Below are 18,667 nucleotides of genomic sequence, written 5' to 3'. Positions count from 1 at the left end.
TATGGCGACGGCGGCTGGGCCGGCCTTTATTCGGATTGCGTCGTCAACGATCTGATCCTGCCGATGTGCTCGCCTTCCTATCTTGCCGAACTGCGCGCGATCTCACCGGATCCGCGGGAGCAGCTTCGCCATGCGCGGTTGATCGACAGTGTGAAGGCCTATTTCCGGTGGGATTATTGGCTGCCGTGCAACGGTATCCAGGGCGCCCGCATGACGTATCCCTATCGTTTCGACCGTTCGTCAATGTCAGTTCAACTGGCGAAGGACGGTGCAGGTGTGGTCCTGGAAAGCACATCCATCGCATTCGAGGACCTGGTTTCGGGTTCTCTGGTTCCGGTCTCGATAGAGTTCGAGGTCATCGAGTTTCCGGGATACTGGCTGGTCTGTCCTTCGCGGCATATGAACCGGCGCGCGGTTCGCCTGTTTTCGGACTGGGTGTCACGCGTGGGTAAGCGCGACACCGATCTGGCTCGCCGGTTTCTGGCGGATAAGCAACTGCGCATATCGTTCGAACGACGGCCTCATTTCGGGGCACGGGATGACAAAGCGGCGCCAATGGCGTGAACAGTTCGGCGTTCAAGACATGGCAAGACGAAGATTGACAGCACGTTGCGGTTGAGGAGCTGGCAAAACCCAGGCTGTGTGCAAGCGAATGGGTTGGCCCCGCTTTTCATTTTCCGCGTAGCCTGTGCCTGTGGCTGCCCGCGCCACAAGGCATTGGTGCAAAATGTGGCATTAGGCACAATCAGCTCTTTGATGCCGCCTGCTATGTCGGCCTTGCCGGGCAGCGAACGGACTCCGGGCGTGCGCACGCCGTCATGCGGTTGAGAACGGCGCAGCCGATGGCGACCTCGGTCTGCTGAGCCGAAAAGGAGCGGGCTCGCAGGCGACGTCCGATCAGCCCCTTGTAGCGCCCGACGGCGGTCTCGATCAGGGCGCGCTTGCCATAGCCGGTGGACGCCTGCCAATTCAGCCTTCCATCATTGGCGATCGCCGTGATGTGACCGTCCCTTTGACCGGGTGGTCCGGTGTCATCACTCTCCACGGCCGTTGAACGTGGCGGGATGACTATCCTTGCGGGGACGCTGTGTTGCAGCACCGCGCAGTAGGTGGGACCGCCATCATATGCTCCGTCGGCCGTGAATTGGTCGATCTCTGCGTCGATCCGGTCGAGCAGCGGCTTCACCTGCGTGGGATCGTCGCCGTCCTGGTCGGTCAGACAATGGGCGATGATCTCGCCGCTGTCGGCATTGAGAACCAAATGCAGCTTGCGCCAGGTCCGGCGTGATCTGGCACCGTGCTTGTCTTCCAGCCATTGGCCGGCGCCGTAGACTTTCATCCGGTGCTATCGATCAGCACATGCAGCGGACCGTCCTCGGATGCCGCTGCCGCTTGGCCGATGGTTCCCATATCTGCGCCCGGCGGCTTAGCGTCGTGTGATCGGGAACCGGTAGATCAAGCCCCATCAGATCGAGCAGCGAGGTCGCCAATCCCTCGCTCTGGCGCAGACGAAGCCCGAAGACGCATCCCAGTGTCAAGACCGCCTCGATGGCGAGATCGGAATAGCGGGGCTGGCCGCCGCGGGTCGTTCTTCGCGGCGCATGCCACCTGGCCAAGGCTTCTTCTGTCAACCACAGCGTCAGACTGCCGCGCCGCCGAAGGCCCGCCTCGTATTCCGGCCAGTTTGTCACCTTGAATTTCATCTTCGCGACTCGGTGACGGCGGCTGGCATTGTGTTTGTAGGGTATCGGGCGAAGATCATGTCGTTGGCGATCTCGCCTGCCTATCGGCAAACCCTTGAAAAATGTTCCACGCACCAACGCCTCGACAAACACCTTTCTTCATACATTTCCCGAACGACCCCCAAGCGCAAAGCCTCCCCATGAGAAAAGAGCATCCCATGTCTTTCACGCCATTGATTGCCCCGAGATCAAGGCCCGCTACCGGGATTTTCATCTGATCAGCATTGTGGTGCGGAACGCTGGAATCGACGTGCCGGATGCACAGGCGTTGAACGACACGATTGCGGCGGCGGAACAGGCGGCGCTTCGCGATGACGCCCAAAGGGACGCGCATCTTGCGGCGTGGGCCGTTGCCTACGAGGCTTTCGGCACAAAGGCCAATCGAACGCCGTGCTCGGCCGCCGCGCTTCTCAAGCGGGTGCGGAAAGATGGCTCTCTCCGCGGATTTCCCCACTGGTTGATGCCTACAATGCCGTCAGCGTGTTGTATGGCCTTCCGATTGGCGGGGAAGATCTCGATCTCTACCAGGGGTCCCGAGACTTTTAATTGCGAAGGGAGCGGAGCCATTCGACACGATCGAGCAAGGTGAAATGGTAACCGAGCATCCCGAACCGGGCGAAGTCATCTGGTGCGAGGTGTCACGTGCCGCCGCTGGAACTGGCGGCAGGGGCGGCGCACCATGGGTCACGGTCGATACCCGCGCCATGTGGCTCGTGCTGGAAGCCCTCGGCCCAATGTCAGCTATACAGATGACGGGCACCGGAGAGCATTTGATGGGACTTATCCAAGCGTTGTGCCCGGGTGCGCGAATCGAAACCGCGCGGATCAACGAGTCCACTACATCTCGTGTCCCTTAGGGCATGGCCCCACCTTCCGGAAAAACACCCCACTCAGCCCTGTCCGGATCTGGCGCTCCTTGCTCGCTCCGCTGGCCTACACAGTTGATTGCGAACGACCCAGAACGGCTCTCGAAAACGAGCGTCGAACGAAATCAGATCACTGCTTGTTCTCCCTTAGCGTTGTTTGGCGTACTTTTATCGCGATGCCCTCTTGTGGGCCGTGCCATAACGCAGTTGATGATCATGCCTGACTACGAAGCGTCGGCCGCCGATAGTCTGGATACAGCGCTCGCTGTGCTGGATGAGGTATGTTATCGCCTGAGATCTGACCGCCTCATCCCAGCGGACAAAACGGGGCAGGGAGGGGGCTTTTCAGAGCCCGGACGCCTTGGTGAGATTGACGCGGAAACGATCGCGCCGGCGCTGATACTTTCGCGTCATCTCGGCCGAGGCGTGACCGAGCTGCTTTTGCACATAGCGCTCGTCGACCTCGGCCGAGGACGCGAGGCCGGCGCGCAGCGAATGGCCAGCAAACTTTTGACCGCGTTCGCCCTCCGACAGATCGCCACGCACGCCGGCTGCGAGCGCCGTGCGCTTGACCAGCCGCGCAACTTCCTGGTCGTTAAGCCGATCGGCGCCGACTCTTTTGCCTTGCCCTATTACCCTTCGGAACAAAGGGCCATGGCCGATCCGCGCCAGCTTCAGCCAGGTTTGCAGCGCGACCACCGGGCAGGTGGCGTCGGAGGAGCCGCGGCCGACCTCGACCTCGCGCCAGCCGGTTTTGCCGCGCAGGGTCACCAGCACGCCCTTGTCAGGAAAAAACTCAATCCAGCCAGAAGAATCCTCGGTCTGGTCGCGACCAACGTCGAGCCCGACGATTTCCGAGCGCCGCAGCCCGCCGGCGAAACCCAGAAGCAGCATGGCGCGGTCGCGCAGCCCGCGCAGCGTGCCGCGGTCGAGGGTTTCCAGCATGGCGATCAGATCCTCAGGCAGGATCGCTTCCTTCTGCCGGGGAGGGGAGGCGTGGGTGTTGCGAACGCCAGCCATCACCGTGGCGATATGCCGATCCTTGCGGTCCAGCGGCTGGCCGCGCTGGGCAAAATTCCAGGAGAGCGACGAAAGCCGGCGCTCGATGGTTGAAACGGTGTTGGGCTTTTTGTCGCCAGTGGCCGTACCTGACGCGCAGGCGGCGATATAGAGCCCGACGACCTCAGGATCGGCCGGGAACATCTCGATGCCTTGGCGCCGGCACCAGCTCGAAAAATGCTTCCAGTCGGCTGCGTAGGCGCGGCGCGTGTTGGCCGAACTCGCCGCCTCGATATAATCGCGCGCGCGGCCGGCGAGCGCCTCAAGCTGCGCAGGCAGGCTGGGATTGGCAATGGCTGGAAGGGGAGGGGACGAGGCTAGGTCGGCATCGCCCATCTGCATGACGATATCGATGATGTCGGGCATGTCGTCCTCGCCGGAAGCAGCGGATGATCGTTGCGCGTCGCCAGCCATGCTCATGCCGCTTCGATATCCGTTTGGGAGAAGTCTTTGCCGACGAAAAGCAGCGGTTCATCCGCACGCTTTGCCAAAGCATAGGACAGGCAATCGGCAAAATTCAGCGCCGCCGGGTGGTGGCCCTTGCCGTAAGTCAGCCAACCTTGGGTCGCAAGATCAACCAATTCGGAGTCGACAGGAATGATGTCGGCCTCGATTTTGCGCAGCCAAAGATCGATCTCGGCCAATGCGTGTTCGCCGCGCCTGCTGACCAGCACCATGCGTGCCTCGAGCACGCAGGTTGCCGGGACCAGACGGATTGGGTCCAAGACCAGCGCTCGTTCCAGCCTTGCTGCCTCAGGCTCGCTCCGAAGGATCGCTACAACAGCTGAGGTATCGATCACCATCAGTTAGGGATTCCATGCTCGTCATACCCGATGATCTCCTCGTCGCTGCGACTATCCAGTTCAGGCAATCGTGCCACTCTTTCTCGGATGGCGCGCAATTCTGCCAGCAAACGCTCCTGAGCGGTCTCTCCAAAGCCCAAGCGGTGCAAGCGCTCGCTCAGGGCCTGGTGAATGGCTGCCGTCTTGCTGATGCCCTGGCGGCGCGCGAGTTCATCGGCGAGAGCCACGGTGGCCGGATTTTTGATGTTCAGGGACACGAAAGACTCCAAAATTCTACCTTTCTGGCCAATTCTACCATGGACCCCTAGCCTCGTAAAGGACGAATGATAATGCAAGATTATCATTCGTTTAACGTGGAAGACAGGCACAGCGCTTTTTGCCCATTTACGTTGCCAAAAGCGCCGCCATGATTCATCGTGCCTTCGATGATTCTTCGCCCCAAACCCTCTCGGCCTCGCGGCACGCTGCCCGGTGCCGGCGCTGCGTCGCCGGTGGCTGCGGTGCCGATGTGGCTGCGCCGAGCCGTTCTCGACGCGCAAAGCCTTGCGGGAAAAGATGTTGAAGACGTCGCGCTCACCGCCGGCGCCGCCATCTGCGCGCTCGATGCAGTGGTGCGCCGGCAGGAACGCGGGGCTGGCGCCTGGCGGCAGCGCCTGGCGCTTGTCGCTGCCGCGGTGACGGCAAAGCAGGCCGGCCGCGTCGAGGATGAAGCGGCATTGCGCGACGCCGTGCTGCTCACACGGCCGGGCGACAATGTCGGGCCCGCCGGTCATTTGCTCCTCGCCTGGCGCCGGCTGGCATCCCGGCCCGCGGAGGAGTTGCTGACCGAGCCGAGCATCGCCAGGGTTCTGGAGGATCTTGGCCACGCCCAAGACGACGAGGCGGTCAGCGACCTAGCGAACGAGCTTCGCCAGCTGGCCGCCAGTGGAAGGGCGGTGGGACTGATCACTGGCGCCATCGCGATCGCCGAACGCCGGGGCCTTGGGCGCGCCCTTGGCGCCTGGCTCGCCGACGCCTTGCTCGCGCAGCGCCTGGGCTGGACGCATGCAATCCCTTTGTTGGGCGGCGAGGCGGCCTTAGCTGTGGGCACGGGTCGGGCGCGTCGACCAATGACTGCCGCTCTGGCTGCGGGTGCCGAAATGGAATCCGATGGGGCCAAAGGCCTGCTGGCCGCGCAGGCACGCGCCGCGCTGCGCGCCGTTGACCTTTCCGCCGACCTCGAGCGTCGCGCGGACCGGCTGCTGGCGGTCGCTCCAAAACTCCGGGCCAAAGCGGCGAACATGGTCGTCGAAAGAGTCCTGTTCGACGACGCAGTCGTGGCGTCGGCAAAGATCGCCGGCATGAGCGACCGCGGGCTCCGCCGCTTGTTCGACCGTCTGGTCGAGTTCGGTGCCGTGCGCGAGCTGTCCGGCCGCCCGACGTTCCGCATTTACGGACTGTGAAGGCGATGGTTGAAGCGCGGGCGAAACAGGGGAGGGGACGATCAGGCGACGGTGGATCAAATGACCATTTGTTCGACCGCGAGCTGGATCATCTGCCGCCGGAAGTGCGCTGGCGCGAATGGATGAACCGTGTCGAAGCGACCATCTTTGCAGCAAGCGAACCGGTGTCGCGCGAAACGCTGGCGAGGGTCGTCGGCAAGAGCTGCAGCATCGACCTCCTCATCGACGACATTCGCGAGGAACTGCGTGGCCGGCCCTACGACCTTGTCGCCGTCGCCGGCGGCTGGAAGCACCTGACCCGGCCGGCCTATGCCGATGCCATCCGCGCCGCTGTCGGTGACGGCGAGAAGGCGACCGACCTGACGCAGTCAGAGGTGCTGGTACTGATGTGCATCGCCTATTTCCAGCCGATCACCCGCGCCGAACTGTCCTCCTTCTTCGGCAAGGAAATCAGCCGCGACTTCATCGGCCATCTGCGCGGCGCCGGCATGCTCGCCTCCGGTCCGCGCAGCCCGACGCCGGGTGCGCCCTACACCTACGTCACGACCAAGGAATTCCTGCTGGAGTTCGGGCTCGACACGCTGCGTGACCTGCCGGATTTCGAGGCGCTCGAGGACGCCGGACTGCTGTCGAAGGAAAAGCTGCTGGCGGGGCACATCATCCCTGGCTTTGCCGTCCGCCCAGAGCCCGTCGGAGTCGAACTCGACGAATAGCCGCGGCGCTTTGTGTGTGAAGCTTGTCCGAAATTCGTAGCATATTTCGGACATCTTGCCCGCCACTTCGTCCGAAATCGGACGACAGATTTCGGACAAAGCCCCGGCATCAAACGCCAATATCTCGATCTGCGGTCGCCGCTGGAAACGTGGCCTGTGAGAGGCGAGCCGCCTTTAAACTGGTCGTATATCCCGATTAATAATAAGAATTTAATGAACTTCCCATAGTTTACTAGCGATAAGAGGTCATTTTCGACAGTGAAAGGTGCGCAAAGGAAAATCCCCATGAGTAAACTTAACATCGATATAGCTTGATTAACGCGAATCAGGCATCATGAAAACAATGGCTTATGCGCTCGACAGTCTGCCTCTCAACACCGATCGGGCCGGTTTCCCGCGCGACCGAGGTTTTGGTCCGCCTCGACGAGCGGCTCGCCCGCTCTCCCGTCCGCGACGGTTTTGTCGGACGCCAGCATTTTGCCGACGCGGCCGCAGCACTTTGGCTGGAGGGCGAGCTCGTCCACCTCGAGGACGTGGTGCTGCACGACGCCCATATGGACATCCGCACGCCGACCCACGAACTCACCCGCGCGCACGCGGTGCTGCGAACCCGCCGGCGGATTTTTGCGCAAAAGCCGGACTGGGCGCTCAGCCGCGACGGTTTTTTGGCCCTGACCGGCCGCGGCGGCGCGACGCCGGCATCGGGGCCAAAAAGCCGGGACGGGCAGGGGGCTGGAGCCAACTCTTTTGAAGCCGACGGTCGCGATGATGCTGAGGACGATCTGCTGGCCGAAGAATTTTCCGAGATCGATGCCGTCCTGGCACGCTCGTCGAAGATTCTGAGCGGCGCCGACATGCCTGGTCGAAAGGAGGAAACGTCACGACGTGACCGGCCGGAGCCGCAAAACGGCCTGATCTACGATTTCGACTGGAATGAAGAAGAACGCCTGGCCGAATGGCAGGACGTTATCGCCAGGCCGCGCGATCTGCCGGTCGTCCTGCGCGCGGCGTTGCTTCTCGACGCCTGGTCCGACATTGAGGTGCTGCAGCATGCCGCCTGGCTCGCCGCGCTGCTGCGCCAGGAAGGTCTTGCCGCCAACCATCTCGCCAGCCTGCATCTCGGCGCCAAAAACATTCCGCGCGAGCGGCGGCGGGCGCGCAATCGAAGCGATCGGCTTTTGGCCTTGCTCGATGCCATTCATGAGGCAGCACTCGCCGGGCTGAAGGAGCACGATTCGGCTGGTGCTGGCCAAAAGCCAGATGGAGCGAAAACTCCGCGAGCGCCGCGCCAACTCGAAATTGGCCGATGTGATCGAACTCGTGCTGTCCCGGCCACTCGTCTCGGCAGGCATGATCCAGGAGCGGCTAAAAGTGACAAAACAGGGGGCGCTCAATCTGGTCGGCGAGCTTGGCTGCGCGAGATGACGGGCAGGGGAAGGTTTCGCGCGTTGGGGATTGTGTGAATTGCGGCGGTTCGTCATAAGAGCTCTTCAACTTTGCGAACTTGCGATCTGCCATAGGAGAATGTCGTCATAGCCGCTCCAAGGCCCAGCAATCATAGTGTGACCGCGTCGCATGCTGGAGCTGTCGTCGTCTCCGCTTTCGCGCCTTGGTCGAGGAGACAGGCTTGATCGAACGTCCGCTCTCAATCGGGGCGACACTCGCCGACTTGGAGCGCAATGGAAGGCCTCCGCATAACGTCCGCCAGTTCCAAAGCGCCCTACGGGTGCTCAACCAAGCAGCGCATGGCATCGATGTCGATGCGGGAGCCGCCTCCGATGCGGCTAATGTCGCCGCCCGTTTCCTTGCTGAATTACGCGCAATGCTGCCTGGGTGCGCCGAATGAGCACCGAACCTGATCTTACCATAACCCCCGATGCTGACGCGCGCCGCCTGGCGCTCGAAGCCATCGCCACACTGGTTTACGTCAAGAAGACTGCAGCTGACCAAATCCTCCGTCGAAGCGGCGTCTCCGAGGATTTGATTCGTCGCTTCCTCACCGAGCGCGATCCCTCCACCGGCGAGAAACGCTCGAAGCGCGATGCTGGTGCCATCGTGCTTGAAGAGTTGGCGAACACCGGAGCCGATCACCCCGTGGTGCGCAACATTATAGCCATCGCAGCCGACTGGTCGGCGTTTCACCTCGCACAAAACGAGTATCAGGCCCGCGCGGTTGTTCAGAAGGCCCGCGAGATGCATGGTGTGCTCGAGGCGGCCGACGCTCGCGAGCGCAAACAAGCAGAAGCTCTCAGGGGCACTGAGGTTCAACAACGCCGTCGCGAACAGAGGGAGACGCTCGCCCGCCAAAGCTCCCTGCTGCTCGCCCAGTTCGACCAAGCCGCCTCGTCGAGCGACTACCAGCAACGCGGCTATTTCCTCGAGGACCTGTTGAACCGCGCATTCGACCTGCACGGGATACCCGTCCTTCGTGCCTTCCGTCGAAATGGCGGAGGCGAGCAGATCGACGCCGCGTTCGAACTCGACGGCTGGCACTACATCGTTGAGTGTCGGTGGCGGACGCGGCTGGCCGATATCCGCCAGCTCGATGGCCTGGCCGGTCAGGTGGCGCGTTCCGGCCGGCAAACGATGGGTCTGTTCCTATCGGTCGAGGGCTGGTCAGATCACGTCGTGCCGCTTCTCAAACAGAACCCGGACAAAGCCATCTTTCTAATGGAGGGGTTCGACCTGCGCGCCGTGCTCGATCAACGCGTCGATCTTCGCCGGCTTTTGAAGGCCAAGATCTCTGCCTTGAATCTCGAAGCCGAACCCTACTTCTCGGTAGCGAAGATCCTGTGAGCACCGACGAGACCGATGCAGAGGCAGATCACGCAATTCGCTGATAAGGATTCTGAGCATAAAGGTTGATTTTTGCATACCCTTGAGAGGATTGCGTGTCCGAAGTTGTTGACCGACTGAAGAAATTTGTCGAATACGCCAAGCCCCTGACCGATGAGAAAGGCGAATCTCAGGTCTTTTGTGATCGCTTGTTCCAGGCTTTCGGACACGACGGTTATAAGGAAGCCGGGGCCACTCTCGAATTTCGTGTTGCAAAGGCGGGGGCCAAGGGCAAGAAATTCGCTGACCTCATCTGGAAGCCTCATGTTCTGATGGAAATGAAGAGTGCGGGCGAAAAGCTTCACCTGCACTACCAGCAAGCCTTCGATTATTGGATCGCGGCTGTTCCGGATCGGCCCCGTTACGTCGTACTCTGCAACTTCAAAGAGTTCTGGATCTACGACTTCGACAAGCAACTGGGCGAACCGGTCGACAAGGTGAAGCTCGACGATCTTCCCCAGCGCTATCCCGCGCTAAACTTTCTGTATCCCCACCATCCCAAGCCAGTCTTCGGCAATGATAGGGAAACGGTCTCACGGCAGGCGGCCGACAAGATGGCTGAGCTCTTCCGCGGCTTGGTCAAGCGGCCCGGCAAACCCGTAGCGCGTCCCCAGGCCCAGCGGTTCGTCCTTCAGCTGCTTGTTGCGATGTTCGCCGAGGACATCGACCTGATGCCGGCTGCTACCATCCAGAGCATCTACGATGACTGCGTCGAACGCGGTCAATCATCCTATGATCTCTTTGGTAGCCTGTTTCGCCAGATGAACGATCCAAAAGCGGCAGAAGCGGGCCGCTTTAAGGGCGTGCGCTACTTCAATGGTGGCCTCTTTAATGCCGTTGATCCCATCGAACTGGATCGTTTTCAGCTTGATCTCATCGGACGGGAAAACGTGGGTGCGGCGACAAAGGACTGGTCGAAGGTCAATCCGGCGATCTTCGGCACGTTGTTCCAAGACAGCATGGACAAGGAACAGCGGCACGCATTTGGCGCCCACTATACGTCCGAAGCCGATATCCAGCGTATTGTTGGGCCGACGATCGTTAGACCTTGGCGCGAGCGCATCGACGCTGCCAAGACAATGAAAGAATTGCTTGCGATACGGCGAGCGCTATCCGAGTTCCGTGTGCTCGATCCCGCCTGCGGTAGCGGTAACTTCCTCTACGTTGCCTATCGTGAAATGGTCCGCCTGGATTTGCGCATCCTCCAGCGATTGAAGGATGACTTCTCATCCAGCGAGTTTGCGAAGCAGGCGAAGACGCTCAGTGTCATTTCACCCAAGCAATTTTACGGCGTCGAACTCGACGGGTTCGGTGTGGAGCTCGCCAAGGTCACGCTCATGCTTGCCAAAAAGCTTGCGTTAGATCAGGCACGCGAGACGATCGGGGCCTTACAGGGCGAACTCGAACTCGATGAACAAGCGCTGCCGCTCGATAATCTCGACGAGAATATCCGCCAAGGGGATGCGCTATTTCTCGACTGGCCGAACGTCGACGCTATCGTCGGCAACCCTCCCTACCAGAGCAAGAATAAGCTTCAGGGCGAGATGGAGGCTGGTTATTCTCATAGGCTGCGCGAACGCTATCCGGAAATCGACGGCCGCGCGGACTATTGCTGCTACTGGTTCCACCGGGCTCACGACCACCTGAAGCCCGGCCAAAGGGCCGGCCTTGTTGGCACCAATACCGTTCGGCAGAACTACAGCCGCGAAGCCAGTATTGACTATATCGTCGACAATGGCGGTACGATTACGGAAGCCATGTCGACAATGCCGTGGTCGGGGGAAGCCGTCGTACACGTTTCAATCGTGAATTGGATTAAGGGACTGCAGCCTGGGCTGAAACGGCTCTTTGCGCAGCAAGGGAACAAGGCGGGCGAGGCCGAACGGGTCCAGTCGATGGAGCATATCGGACCGTCGCTGTCATTCAATCACGACGTGTCTAAGGCTCTGCCCATCAAGGCCAATAAGGCGGAAGGCTGCTATCAAGGGCAGACCCACGGCCACAAGGGCTTCCTTCTCAAGGCTGACGTCGCGCATCTCGCGATTTCCAGCAGCAAAGATGCCGAACTTTCTAAGGTGCTGCGTCCCTTTTTCATTGCCAACGAACTCATTGGAAAGAAGGACCCACGTCCAGGTCGCTACGTCATCGATTTCAGCCGCATGGATATTCTAGAAGCGGAAAGTACGGGAATGCCCTTCCAGCGCCTGAAGGAAATCGTCCTGCCCATTCGCGTGGCCGCTGCCGCCAAAGAAGCAAAGCGAAATTCGGCCGCTCTCGCAAAGAACCCAAAAGCGCGCGTCAACAAGCATCACGCAAACTTTCTCAAGTCTTGGTGGAAGATGTCCTACGGCCGCGAGGACATGATGGAAGCGCTCGCAGGCATTCCTCGCTACATTGTGTGCGGACGTGTCACAAAGCGGCCGATCTTCGTGTTTCTCAGCAGTGGGATTAGCCCCAACGATGCGCTCCAAGTTTTCGCATATGATGATGACTATTCCTTCGGCATCCTTCAGTCCGATACGCATTGGAAGTGGTTCACCGCGCGCTGCTCGACGCTCAAATCGGACTTTCGCTACACATCGAACACCGTCTGGGATAGCTTCCCATGGCCGCAATCGCCCTCACTCAGAGCAGTCCGCCAGGTGGCCGATGCCGGCATTGAGTTGCGCTCGGTCAGGGCCGAACTTGCGCAAAAACACAAGCGGTCATTCCGGGAACTCTATCGGACGCTCGAACTGCCGGGAGCCAACCCGTTGAGGGATGCGCATGAGGCGCTTGACGATGCGGTGCGCAAAGCCTTCGCCATGCCAGCTAAGGCGGACCCGCTCGCTTTCTTGTTCGATCTGAACAAGGCGGTTGCAGCGACAGAGGCGCAAGGTGACCCTGTAGAGAAGCCAGGTCTCCCTCGTAGGGTCAACGATCACGCTGCATATGTTACCGAGGACGCGATCCGACCTTGAGGCTCCCAGCAGCTATCGCCTCAGATTCGCCTTTGGTGCCGGCAGCCTGAACGGTAAACGAGCGCGCAAAGATGCCGACTGCGCGATCCGACGAACCACAGCTATTCCCACTCCGCATCAACATGGGAAGGAGCCTATCTGAGATGGCCTGAGTGAGATTTGCAGGTTGGCTAGGTCCGCCACTACGTCCGATCCGAACGCCGAAAACAGTTCGATCAACTCATCTTGCCGGGGCTGGCCAAAGGCCAACCGATAGGTAGCCAGAGACTTTTTCAGATTCTCGTAGCGCTCCACCTCCCGACTAAACGGAGGGATCAGGACCATGCGCTCGATTTTTGCCTCACCAGGGTAGAGCCAGTAGGGCACGATATCCCCAGCACGTCCGTGTGCGCTCTCTTGATTCTGAGCGGCGTCGAAGATGCCTGACCAAGGCCGCCCATCGTCGCCTCCCAGCGCAAAACGGCCGAACTCTGCAGCGACATTGCGGCGCACAGCGTGGTTTTTGAAGCGATGGACGCGGCCTTCACGCTGTTCGATGTCGACCGGATTGCGGGGCAGGTTCCAATGTACGACCCGAGCGCAGTAGGGATGGAAGTCGAGGCCCTCCTGTCCGATCGACGTTGATGCGAGAACGAAGGGGCGAAAAGGCGATTTGAAGGCCGCCTGGACGAGAGTTGTCCGACGAACGCCCTTCTCCTCCTCTGCGTTTGCCGCAAATCGCATGGCGAAACGAGCGCGCACTTCGAAAGTCTTGTTCTGCAAGCGTGAGCGTCCGGCGGTCCAATGGTCGAGCGTAATCTGAGCCGGCCTCAACGCGACTACCTCGACCACCTTCGCTGCAATAAGGTGAGCGCGGTCGGCTGCATCGAATTGTTCGGCCCGCTCACTTTCCAAAATGAGGTGAAGGTACTCATCCAGGACGGCGGGAAGGTCGTTTCGTGCAGCATGAGAAGTAATCTGACGCCAATAGTTTATTGGCGAAGATTCCTCCAACAATGCGCGGCTCTCGGGCTGGTTGTACAGGCTGCGGAACCCCAGAGCGATCGTGATCGCTGCCCCTGCAAGCGCCGGATCGTCCAGCGACAGCTCCGGGCAGAGGCGAGCGAGTGCCCGGAGTGCACATACGGCAGGCGAACCAAGGGCAAATTCCGCAAGCTTGTCGTATATGTCCCTTGCATCAAGATCGCTGAGATTGTCTTCGGCTTCGAGCGCGCCTCTGATCGCTTCGATGGTTCGCGCCACCGCCCCATGCTCGTCATGGGCGTCATGTTCGATGGCACCGACCTTGCCCCAGTTTATGCCTTGCCCCAATTCAACTTCCAGCGTGAGCGGAAGGAGGCGACCCGATCGCTCGGCCAGTCGAGAGAGACATTCCGGGTCAATGCGTTCAGCAAGAGCTTCACGAGCCTGACTCACCAGTTGGTCGTAGGTCGCCGCACGTCCAAACCGTCTTTCCAAAGCCAAGGGGTCCACCCAGGCGGCAAGGCTAGGTGAAGGACACAACATCGGCATCATTTCCTCGACGCCGATTGGACGGCTGGTGCGACTGACGAGGTCCGACGTCATGCTCATACGGCGGCTTGCGTCATGCGAGAGAATTGCCGCGATCGCGTCAGGGACCATCGACCAATCCGAGAAGACCAAGGTCTTTGTCGCCGGAATGGGCTCCCCAAATGATGGTCGGGACGGTGGGATCCACAGCGCGCGATCGAGCCCGTGCTGGAAAGCTGATTCAGCGAGAGCCCGCATTCTTCCATTACGAATGGGAATTGCCTCGTAGCCTTCGACCTGCTCCTTGTTGATGAAGTGGGGGGCAGCGGCTCTGATCGCTTTGCGTAGTTCCTTGGCCGGCCGCAGCTTCACCGCCTGTAGCTTTTCCCTCAGCTTGTAACCGCGCATGAAGTTGAGGAGGTACGGCGATGACTTCCAATACTCGACAATGCCTGGCGCACTCACGAGCTCGGCTACATGAGCGACGGCCTTCGCCTCCTGAAGATCTTCCGTCTCGATCGTTAGTTGAGGCTTGAACTCCCGGACCTGTGCGTTGCGGTCATCGGTGGAATCCACTCGCTCCGTCCGGGCAACGACCTGGCTCAGGATGTGTTGGACACGGTCGCGCTGGATACGTGCGACCGATCTGGTCTCTGGCATGGCCTGCAATGCACGCCGGAAGAGGGAGAGTTCCTTTTCGAGCTCCTGGACACGGGCCTCACCATCTTCCCCGCCAAACAGGAAGCGCATGGTTCGCAGGAAATCGCTGTAATGATTGCCCTCTTCGGGATCGTCACTGTTCAGTGTCAACATCCGGTATGGCGTTGCCGATAGCAGCAACAATCGGGCCGTCGATCCGTCAGGTCCGGAATAAGAAAAGAGAGCACGCGCGAGCTCTGCAGCAGCTGCCTTTTCGGGTGCGCGCTCCTCATCATGATCGTGCAGCAGTTCGGCAAATCGCTGAAACTCGTCCAAGATAATAAGATCTGGGGTCAGTGCGTCGACGCAAATCCGCGCGAGAATGCGGCGCAGTTGCCCGATCATCGTAGCCGGGCGATGATCGGGAGGGTAGTCAGGACTTTTCCTGCTTCTTGCTAGCTCCGCGGCCTCGCGGATACGCTGTATGAAATCATTGCCAATGGCATTGTTGAATTGTTGCGCGATTTCCTGGGATATCGGCTGGTTGCGTATCCAATCGGTCCAGCCGGGCCAGTTGTCTGCAGTAACTCCTCCACGGAAGATGCGCTGCACGCCGCTATGCCGAATACCGAGCCTCTTCCTCAACATCTCATAAATAAGGGCGCGCTCCTTCGCTGTACCAAGCGATGACTTGAGATCGAGCGCTGTCCCTGGCGTCAGGCTGATGAGATTGATAGGCCGTGAGGCGATTCCACCCTCCTGTCCAATCTCGAGCGGCAGCAGCGTGAGGCGGGTGTTCAGCGGTTTGGTCGCCGAACCGATCACATTGAGAGACTTTATGTTCTGTTCGGCGATTGCTTGATTGGAGCAAATGTAGATCACGTCGATCCGATCGACCTTGCCAGTCAGCTCTTCGATCGCCTTCGCAATGACGCCCCGTGCAACCATGGTTTTTCCGAGGCCAACTTCGTCGGCGACGAGAAATTGGCGTATGGCCGATGCATCCGTAAACAGACGTCGGAAAACATAGTCCACCGTGGCTCGCTGGAACGGCTTGAGGAGCTTCAAATGCTCTTCGGCGCGATAGGTCATTGGCGTGCACCCTTCGAAGCCACGAGCGGTGCAAAGCTGGACCATAGCTTGAGGAACTCCTCTGGGACGATACTTGTGCCGCCATCCGGATCTTGAAGGCGCTTGATGAGCTGGCCAATCTCGATGAGCTCACCGTTACCGAGGCTCAGCGCTCGCACCATCGGCTCGAGGAGGGAAGCACCACCTTGGCCGAGCCGTCTCAGCCATTGCCCTTCGCCCGCGGTTTCGCTTTCCAGGAAGCTGCCTTCGCCGAGGCTCCCGAGCAGCAAACTAAGATACCGCAAGAAGTTTTCAACATTGGCGATATGGGCTCGCAGGATGGCGGCATCGCGTCCATCAGGAAGGCCGATGAGCCTTGCACCCAATGTAAAGGCAAGCTCTACACCTGTTTCCTCGTCTCGCAGTCGCATCCCTACCCAACGGGTGACGTCGCCCAACGGAACGGCGCCAAGCGCCTTTCTAGGCTCCATGCCGGAAAGCAAGGGCGCCGCGTCATATCCCCCTTCATTCGCAACCGTAATCGCGCGAACGAAGCAGCTCACGCCTTCGGGGATCTCGATCGGCGGAGCCTTGCCTGCGACTTCGAGTTCGAGACCGATAGCCTCGGTCAATTGTACGCAATGAAGATCGAGGGGCAGACCGGCAATCTTGCTGCGCAATTTTTCGAGAGCCTTTTCGGCAGCCGCGGCAGCATCCTGCTCTGGCGGTTCGGCCGGTGCGTAAGGAGCTAAAAGTCGCTGAAACCCGTCCGAAAAGAGGGCTTCTTCGATCGTGCCCATACGGGTCTTGGGGCCATCGAGCGTGGCTATGATTTCGACGTTCTGTGTCCGCCCTCCGCGGATCGGTAAGAGCGCGGCAGTTGTCGCGTTGGCCGAACCAATATGGATCTGCAGACGCGAGCCTCGCTCCACGAGGTAGGCCTTGGCGTGGAGGCCATCGAGATCAGCCGAACACGCTTCGTCGCGATCCTCCTCCTCACATTCGGTAGCGCGCTCATCAAGGGTTCGAATCTCGAACATCTCGCGAACGGCGTGGTTGATACAGTCGAGTTCATTGGCTCGCGCCACAAGCTGACATGCTGAGGGGTTATCGTAACCCTCGGCCAAGTGCTTGAGAGCGTCACCGCTCACGAACGGTGACACAATGGCGAGGCGCTCGCCTTTGTGCGGGGACCAAGTTCCCACGTCCAATCCATTGACCGCGAACCTGACCTTCGTCGCCCCGGCAGGCAGATCGTCCCAGAAACAGCGTTCGAGATCTCGCAGGAGCGACGGAAGGAATTTGGGCGTCGGAGGCCGGGTGACTGAATTTGCCAAGCCGGGCACTGCTCGAAGGAGCTGCACGACGGGCTCATTTACCTTATTGATATCCTCTTTGACGGTGCCGTCGAGGCAGAGAGCCAAATCCCAGCAACGGTCATTGGTCAGGTTCCGTGAGAGAATGGCCAGGCGCATGCGACTTGGCTCTCCCTTTCGTTCCGGCTGAAACCGGATGCACCACAATTTGGGATGAAACGCGCCGCCGCCCGGTGCCGAGACCTCGGTGATTGTCTTTTCGTAGAGAGCCATCAGGCGGGCTGCGGCAGGACGCGTTTCCTTTATGCGGCCCCGGTCGCAGTAAATGGCCATCCGACCGGCCATCCGTTCGACGCTTTGCAGTAAAGCCAAGGGGCTGCGTAACATCTCGTTGCGGTTTTCGGCGTCCCGAAAAACGATGGCGATAGGGATGGCGAGGGCAGTCTCGAAGTCGAGCGAGTAGGTCGTCGCAACGGCGTGGTCGAACCGATACCTATCGGGCGAGCGCATGAGTGTGGTGTACAGTTCCCGATTTTCCGGGTCGAAGGCGGGGTCAACCGGCATCTGCAAGCTCCCCAAGATAGCTGCTGGCGATCCTCCACCTGAAATCGAGGCGCGCGTCGCCAGAGGCACCCGACCAACGCTCAAGTGGGGCGTCGTGCAGGAGCCGCGCCTTCATCCGCTTAAGTCCATGTTCCCGCTGCTTGAGAAGCTCAATCGCAAGGTTATTTGCCTCAAGCTGCACGGTGCCGTTCCGCGCTATCGATACCCAGCCGCGGACAAAATCGCGCGATGCCTTGCTTAGATTGTGGCTGGTCTTCCCAATCAGGCCAAAGAGATCGTCAAGATCCCAATCGCTCAAAGCCAGGTGCCCAAGCTCCGCCTTCCAGTCTTCAAGTCGCGAGCGGTAATCCCCCACGAGCCTAGGAGCGTCTGCGTGTTTTTTTGCATTCGGCCGTTCGGCTGCGCGAAGTGCCAGCAAGAGGTTGTAGAGCAGAGTGGCGCCATACATCACACCCGAGAATCTTTCGGCGTGTCGCAGTATCGCACGATTTGAGTCTGACACGGTGTCTTCGCTCACCTGCCAGGGCCAGTCCTCGGCAAAGGACTTTGCCTTGCGTGCCAATTCATTCAGCAAGCTTGCCCTCGCATTGCTCGCGATGCGATCGCGCAGAAAGTCAGCTTCTCCTCGCGTCAGCGCGAAGGCAGTTTTATCGAAGAGATTTCCGGGCGGTTTCGGGAGGTTAGATGTCCACAGTTTGAGATCATGGTCCTTGAGGCTTTCGGGCCCGTAAGAATGGAAGGTCGCCTGGTTGCCTGGCAGCGTTCGAATTCCCAAGGTGTGCAGTCCGGCCCAGTAGACACTCGAGGGTAGCCGTTTGAGGCTTCGACCGGCGAGACGACCAATCACATCAACTGTTTCTCCGTTTCGTAGAAGTGCTTCGCTCAAATCAAATTCCAGATCGCGAGCAATGACTGTCCGTTCTGCCTGCGTCGCCCTTCGGCTTTGGGCCTCCAGATAGATCCATGGAATGAACAGCATGTAGCGCAGTCGCGTCTGGATCGTGCTGGTCCCGGGGAAGAGGAGATCGGCAAGGCCATCGCGCACCGTGCCTAGGCCAAGCTCATCGCGAGCTTCTGGCTGCTTGAACAGGTCGATCAGCGTTTGAGCGCGCCGACGCTCCTCGGGGTCGAAATCAATCCAAGCGAGATAAGACATCAATTCTGCC

Annotated in this window: 14 protein-coding genes and 1 pseudogene; 8 read left to right on the top strand and 7 right to left on the bottom strand. The window is 60.0% G+C overall.

The features are described 5' to 3' along the window. Positions 1–564: LysR substrate-binding domain-containing protein (locus NKH99_RS30065; RefSeq protein WP_353017452.1), on the top strand; the 564-nt coding region annotated here is incomplete at its 5' end. Positions 565–766: 202 nt separating this feature from the next. Here NKH99_RS30065 and NKH99_RS30060 read toward each other — a convergent pair. Next, a pseudogene (locus NKH99_RS30060) lies at positions 767–1,748 on the bottom strand (IS5 family transposase). A 336-nt stretch (positions 1,749–2,084) separates the two neighbouring features. Between NKH99_RS30060 and NKH99_RS30055 the strand changes: the two are divergent. Next, complete coding sequence (locus NKH99_RS30055; RefSeq protein WP_352452613.1) at positions 2,085–2,288, top strand: phenylalanine--tRNA ligase beta subunit-related protein; 204 nt, start codon at positions 2,085–2,087, stop codon at positions 2,286–2,288. A gap of 665 nt (positions 2,289–2,953) precedes the next feature. On the opposite strand, the gene NKH99_RS30050 is transcribed toward NKH99_RS30055, so the two are convergent. From NKH99_RS30050 to NKH99_RS30040, 3 genes are read right to left on the bottom strand one after another with little or no spacing between them, the layout of a single operon-like run. Further along, the gene (locus NKH99_RS30050; protein WP_353017448.1) at positions 2,954–4,087 is read right to left on the bottom strand and encodes a site-specific integrase; all 1,134 of its coding nucleotides are present in this window, start codon (positions 4,085–4,087) and stop codon (positions 2,954–2,956) included. Then, positions 4,084–4,470: a type II toxin-antitoxin system VapC family toxin gene (locus NKH99_RS30045; protein WP_352467886.1), complete on the bottom strand. Its 387-nt coding sequence runs from the start codon at positions 4,468–4,470 to the stop codon at positions 4,084–4,086. The genes NKH99_RS30050 and NKH99_RS30045 overlap by 4 nt, the downstream gene beginning before the upstream one ends. Then, the gene (locus NKH99_RS30040; protein WP_031195575.1) at positions 4,470–4,727 is read right to left on the bottom strand and encodes a type II toxin-antitoxin system VapB family antitoxin; all 258 of its coding nucleotides are present in this window, start codon (positions 4,725–4,727) and stop codon (positions 4,470–4,472) included. The genes NKH99_RS30045 and NKH99_RS30040 overlap by 1 nt, the downstream gene beginning before the upstream one ends. A 168-nt stretch (positions 4,728–4,895) precedes the next feature. Between NKH99_RS30040 and NKH99_RS30035 the strand changes: the two genes are divergently transcribed. The 6 genes from NKH99_RS30035 (at position 4,896) to NKH99_RS30010 (ending at position 12,420) form a co-directional block, all read left to right on the top strand. Then, positions 4,896–5,912 (top strand): DUF1403 family protein, encoded by a 1,017-nt coding sequence (locus NKH99_RS30035; RefSeq protein WP_353017446.1) that lies wholly within the window; start codon positions 4,896–4,898, stop codon positions 5,910–5,912. A 5-nt stretch (positions 5,913–5,917) separates the two neighbouring features. Further along, on the top strand, positions 5,918–6,625 hold the full coding sequence (gene scpB, locus NKH99_RS30030; protein WP_352648418.1) for an SMC-Scp complex subunit ScpB: 708 nt from the start codon (positions 5,918–5,920) through the stop codon (positions 6,623–6,625). A 410-nt stretch (positions 6,626–7,035) separates the two neighbouring features. Next, entirely contained in the window at positions 7,036–8,088 is a 1,053-nt protein-coding gene (locus NKH99_RS30025; RefSeq protein WP_502899067.1) for an RHE_PE00001 family protein, read from the top strand. A 164-nt stretch (positions 8,089–8,252) separates the two neighbouring features. Next, positions 8,253–8,471 (top strand): hypothetical protein, encoded by a 219-nt coding sequence (locus NKH99_RS30020; RefSeq protein ID WP_352757273.1) that lies wholly within the window; start codon positions 8,253–8,255, stop codon positions 8,469–8,471. Then, a complete protein-coding gene (locus tag NKH99_RS30015) occupies positions 8,468–9,421 on the top strand; it encodes a hypothetical protein (protein WP_352648413.1) in 954 nt (317 codons plus the stop codon). The genes NKH99_RS30020 and NKH99_RS30015 overlap by 4 nt, the downstream gene beginning before the upstream one ends. A gap of 95 nt (positions 9,422–9,516) precedes the next feature. After that, positions 9,517–12,420 (top strand): DNA methyltransferase, encoded by a 2,904-nt coding sequence (locus NKH99_RS30010; protein WP_352648410.1) that lies wholly within the window; start codon positions 9,517–9,519, stop codon positions 12,418–12,420. Positions 12,421–12,537: 117 nt separating this feature from the next. Here NKH99_RS30010 and NKH99_RS30005 read toward each other — a convergent pair whose 3' ends face one another. Genes NKH99_RS30005 through NKH99_RS29995 form a run of 3 tightly spaced genes read right to left on the bottom strand, consistent with a single transcriptional unit; the run spans position 12,538 to position 18,657 of the window. Beyond that, positions 12,538–15,642: a helicase-related protein gene (locus NKH99_RS30005; RefSeq protein WP_353017440.1), complete on the bottom strand. Its 3,105-nt coding sequence runs from the start codon at positions 15,640–15,642 to the stop codon at positions 12,538–12,540. Further along, positions 15,639–17,501 (bottom strand): phospholipase D family protein, encoded by a 1,863-nt coding sequence (locus NKH99_RS30000; RefSeq protein WP_352648406.1) that lies wholly within the window; start codon positions 17,499–17,501, stop codon positions 15,639–15,641. The genes NKH99_RS30005 and NKH99_RS30000 overlap by 4 nt, the downstream gene beginning before the upstream one ends. Then, positions 17,491–18,657, bottom strand: a complete 1,167-nt coding sequence (locus NKH99_RS29995) for a DUF6361 family protein (RefSeq protein WP_352648403.1) — start codon at positions 18,655–18,657, stop codon at positions 17,491–17,493. The genes NKH99_RS30000 and NKH99_RS29995 overlap by 11 nt, the downstream gene beginning before the upstream one ends. Positions 18,658–18,667 lie beyond the last annotated feature (10 nt).

Source organism: Mesorhizobium sp. M0854 (assembly GCF_040319815.1).
Classification (GTDB): Bacteria; Pseudomonadota; Alphaproteobacteria; order Rhizobiales; family Rhizobiaceae; genus Mesorhizobium.
The sequence above is the reverse complement of the archived record's forward strand: the minus strand, read 5'-3'. Positions and strand labels throughout refer to the sequence as shown.

What these genes read in the sequence shown, in the direction of transcription:
- NKH99_RS30050 (WP_353017448.1), bottom strand. Translation starts at nt 4,087, where the DNA reads ATGAGCATGGCTGGCGACGCGCAACGATCATCCGCTGCTTCCGGCGAG.
- NKH99_RS30045 (WP_352467886.1), bottom strand. Translation starts at nt 4,470, where the DNA reads ATGGTGATCGATACCTCAGCTGTTGTAGCGATCCTTCGGAGCGAGCCT.
- NKH99_RS30035 (WP_353017446.1), top strand. Translation starts at nt 4,896, where the DNA reads ATGATTCTTCGCCCCAAACCCTCTCGGCCTCGCGGCACGCTGCCCGGT.
- scpB (WP_352648418.1), top strand. Translation starts at nt 5,918, where the DNA reads ATGGTTGAAGCGCGGGCGAAACAGGGGAGGGGACGATCAGGCGACGGT.
- NKH99_RS30015 (WP_352648413.1), top strand. Translation starts at nt 8,468, where the DNA reads ATGAGCACCGAACCTGATCTTACCATAACCCCCGATGCTGACGCGCGC.
- NKH99_RS30005 (WP_353017440.1), bottom strand. Translation starts at nt 15,642, where the DNA reads ATGACCTATCGCGCCGAAGAGCATTTGAAGCTCCTCAAGCCGTTCCAG.
- NKH99_RS30000 (WP_352648406.1), bottom strand. Translation starts at nt 17,501, where the DNA reads ATGCCGGTTGACCCCGCCTTCGACCCGGAAAATCGGGAACTGTACACC.
- NKH99_RS29995 (WP_352648403.1), bottom strand. Translation starts at nt 18,657, where the DNA reads ATGTCTTATCTCGCTTGGATTGATTTCGACCCCGAGGAGCGTCGGCGC.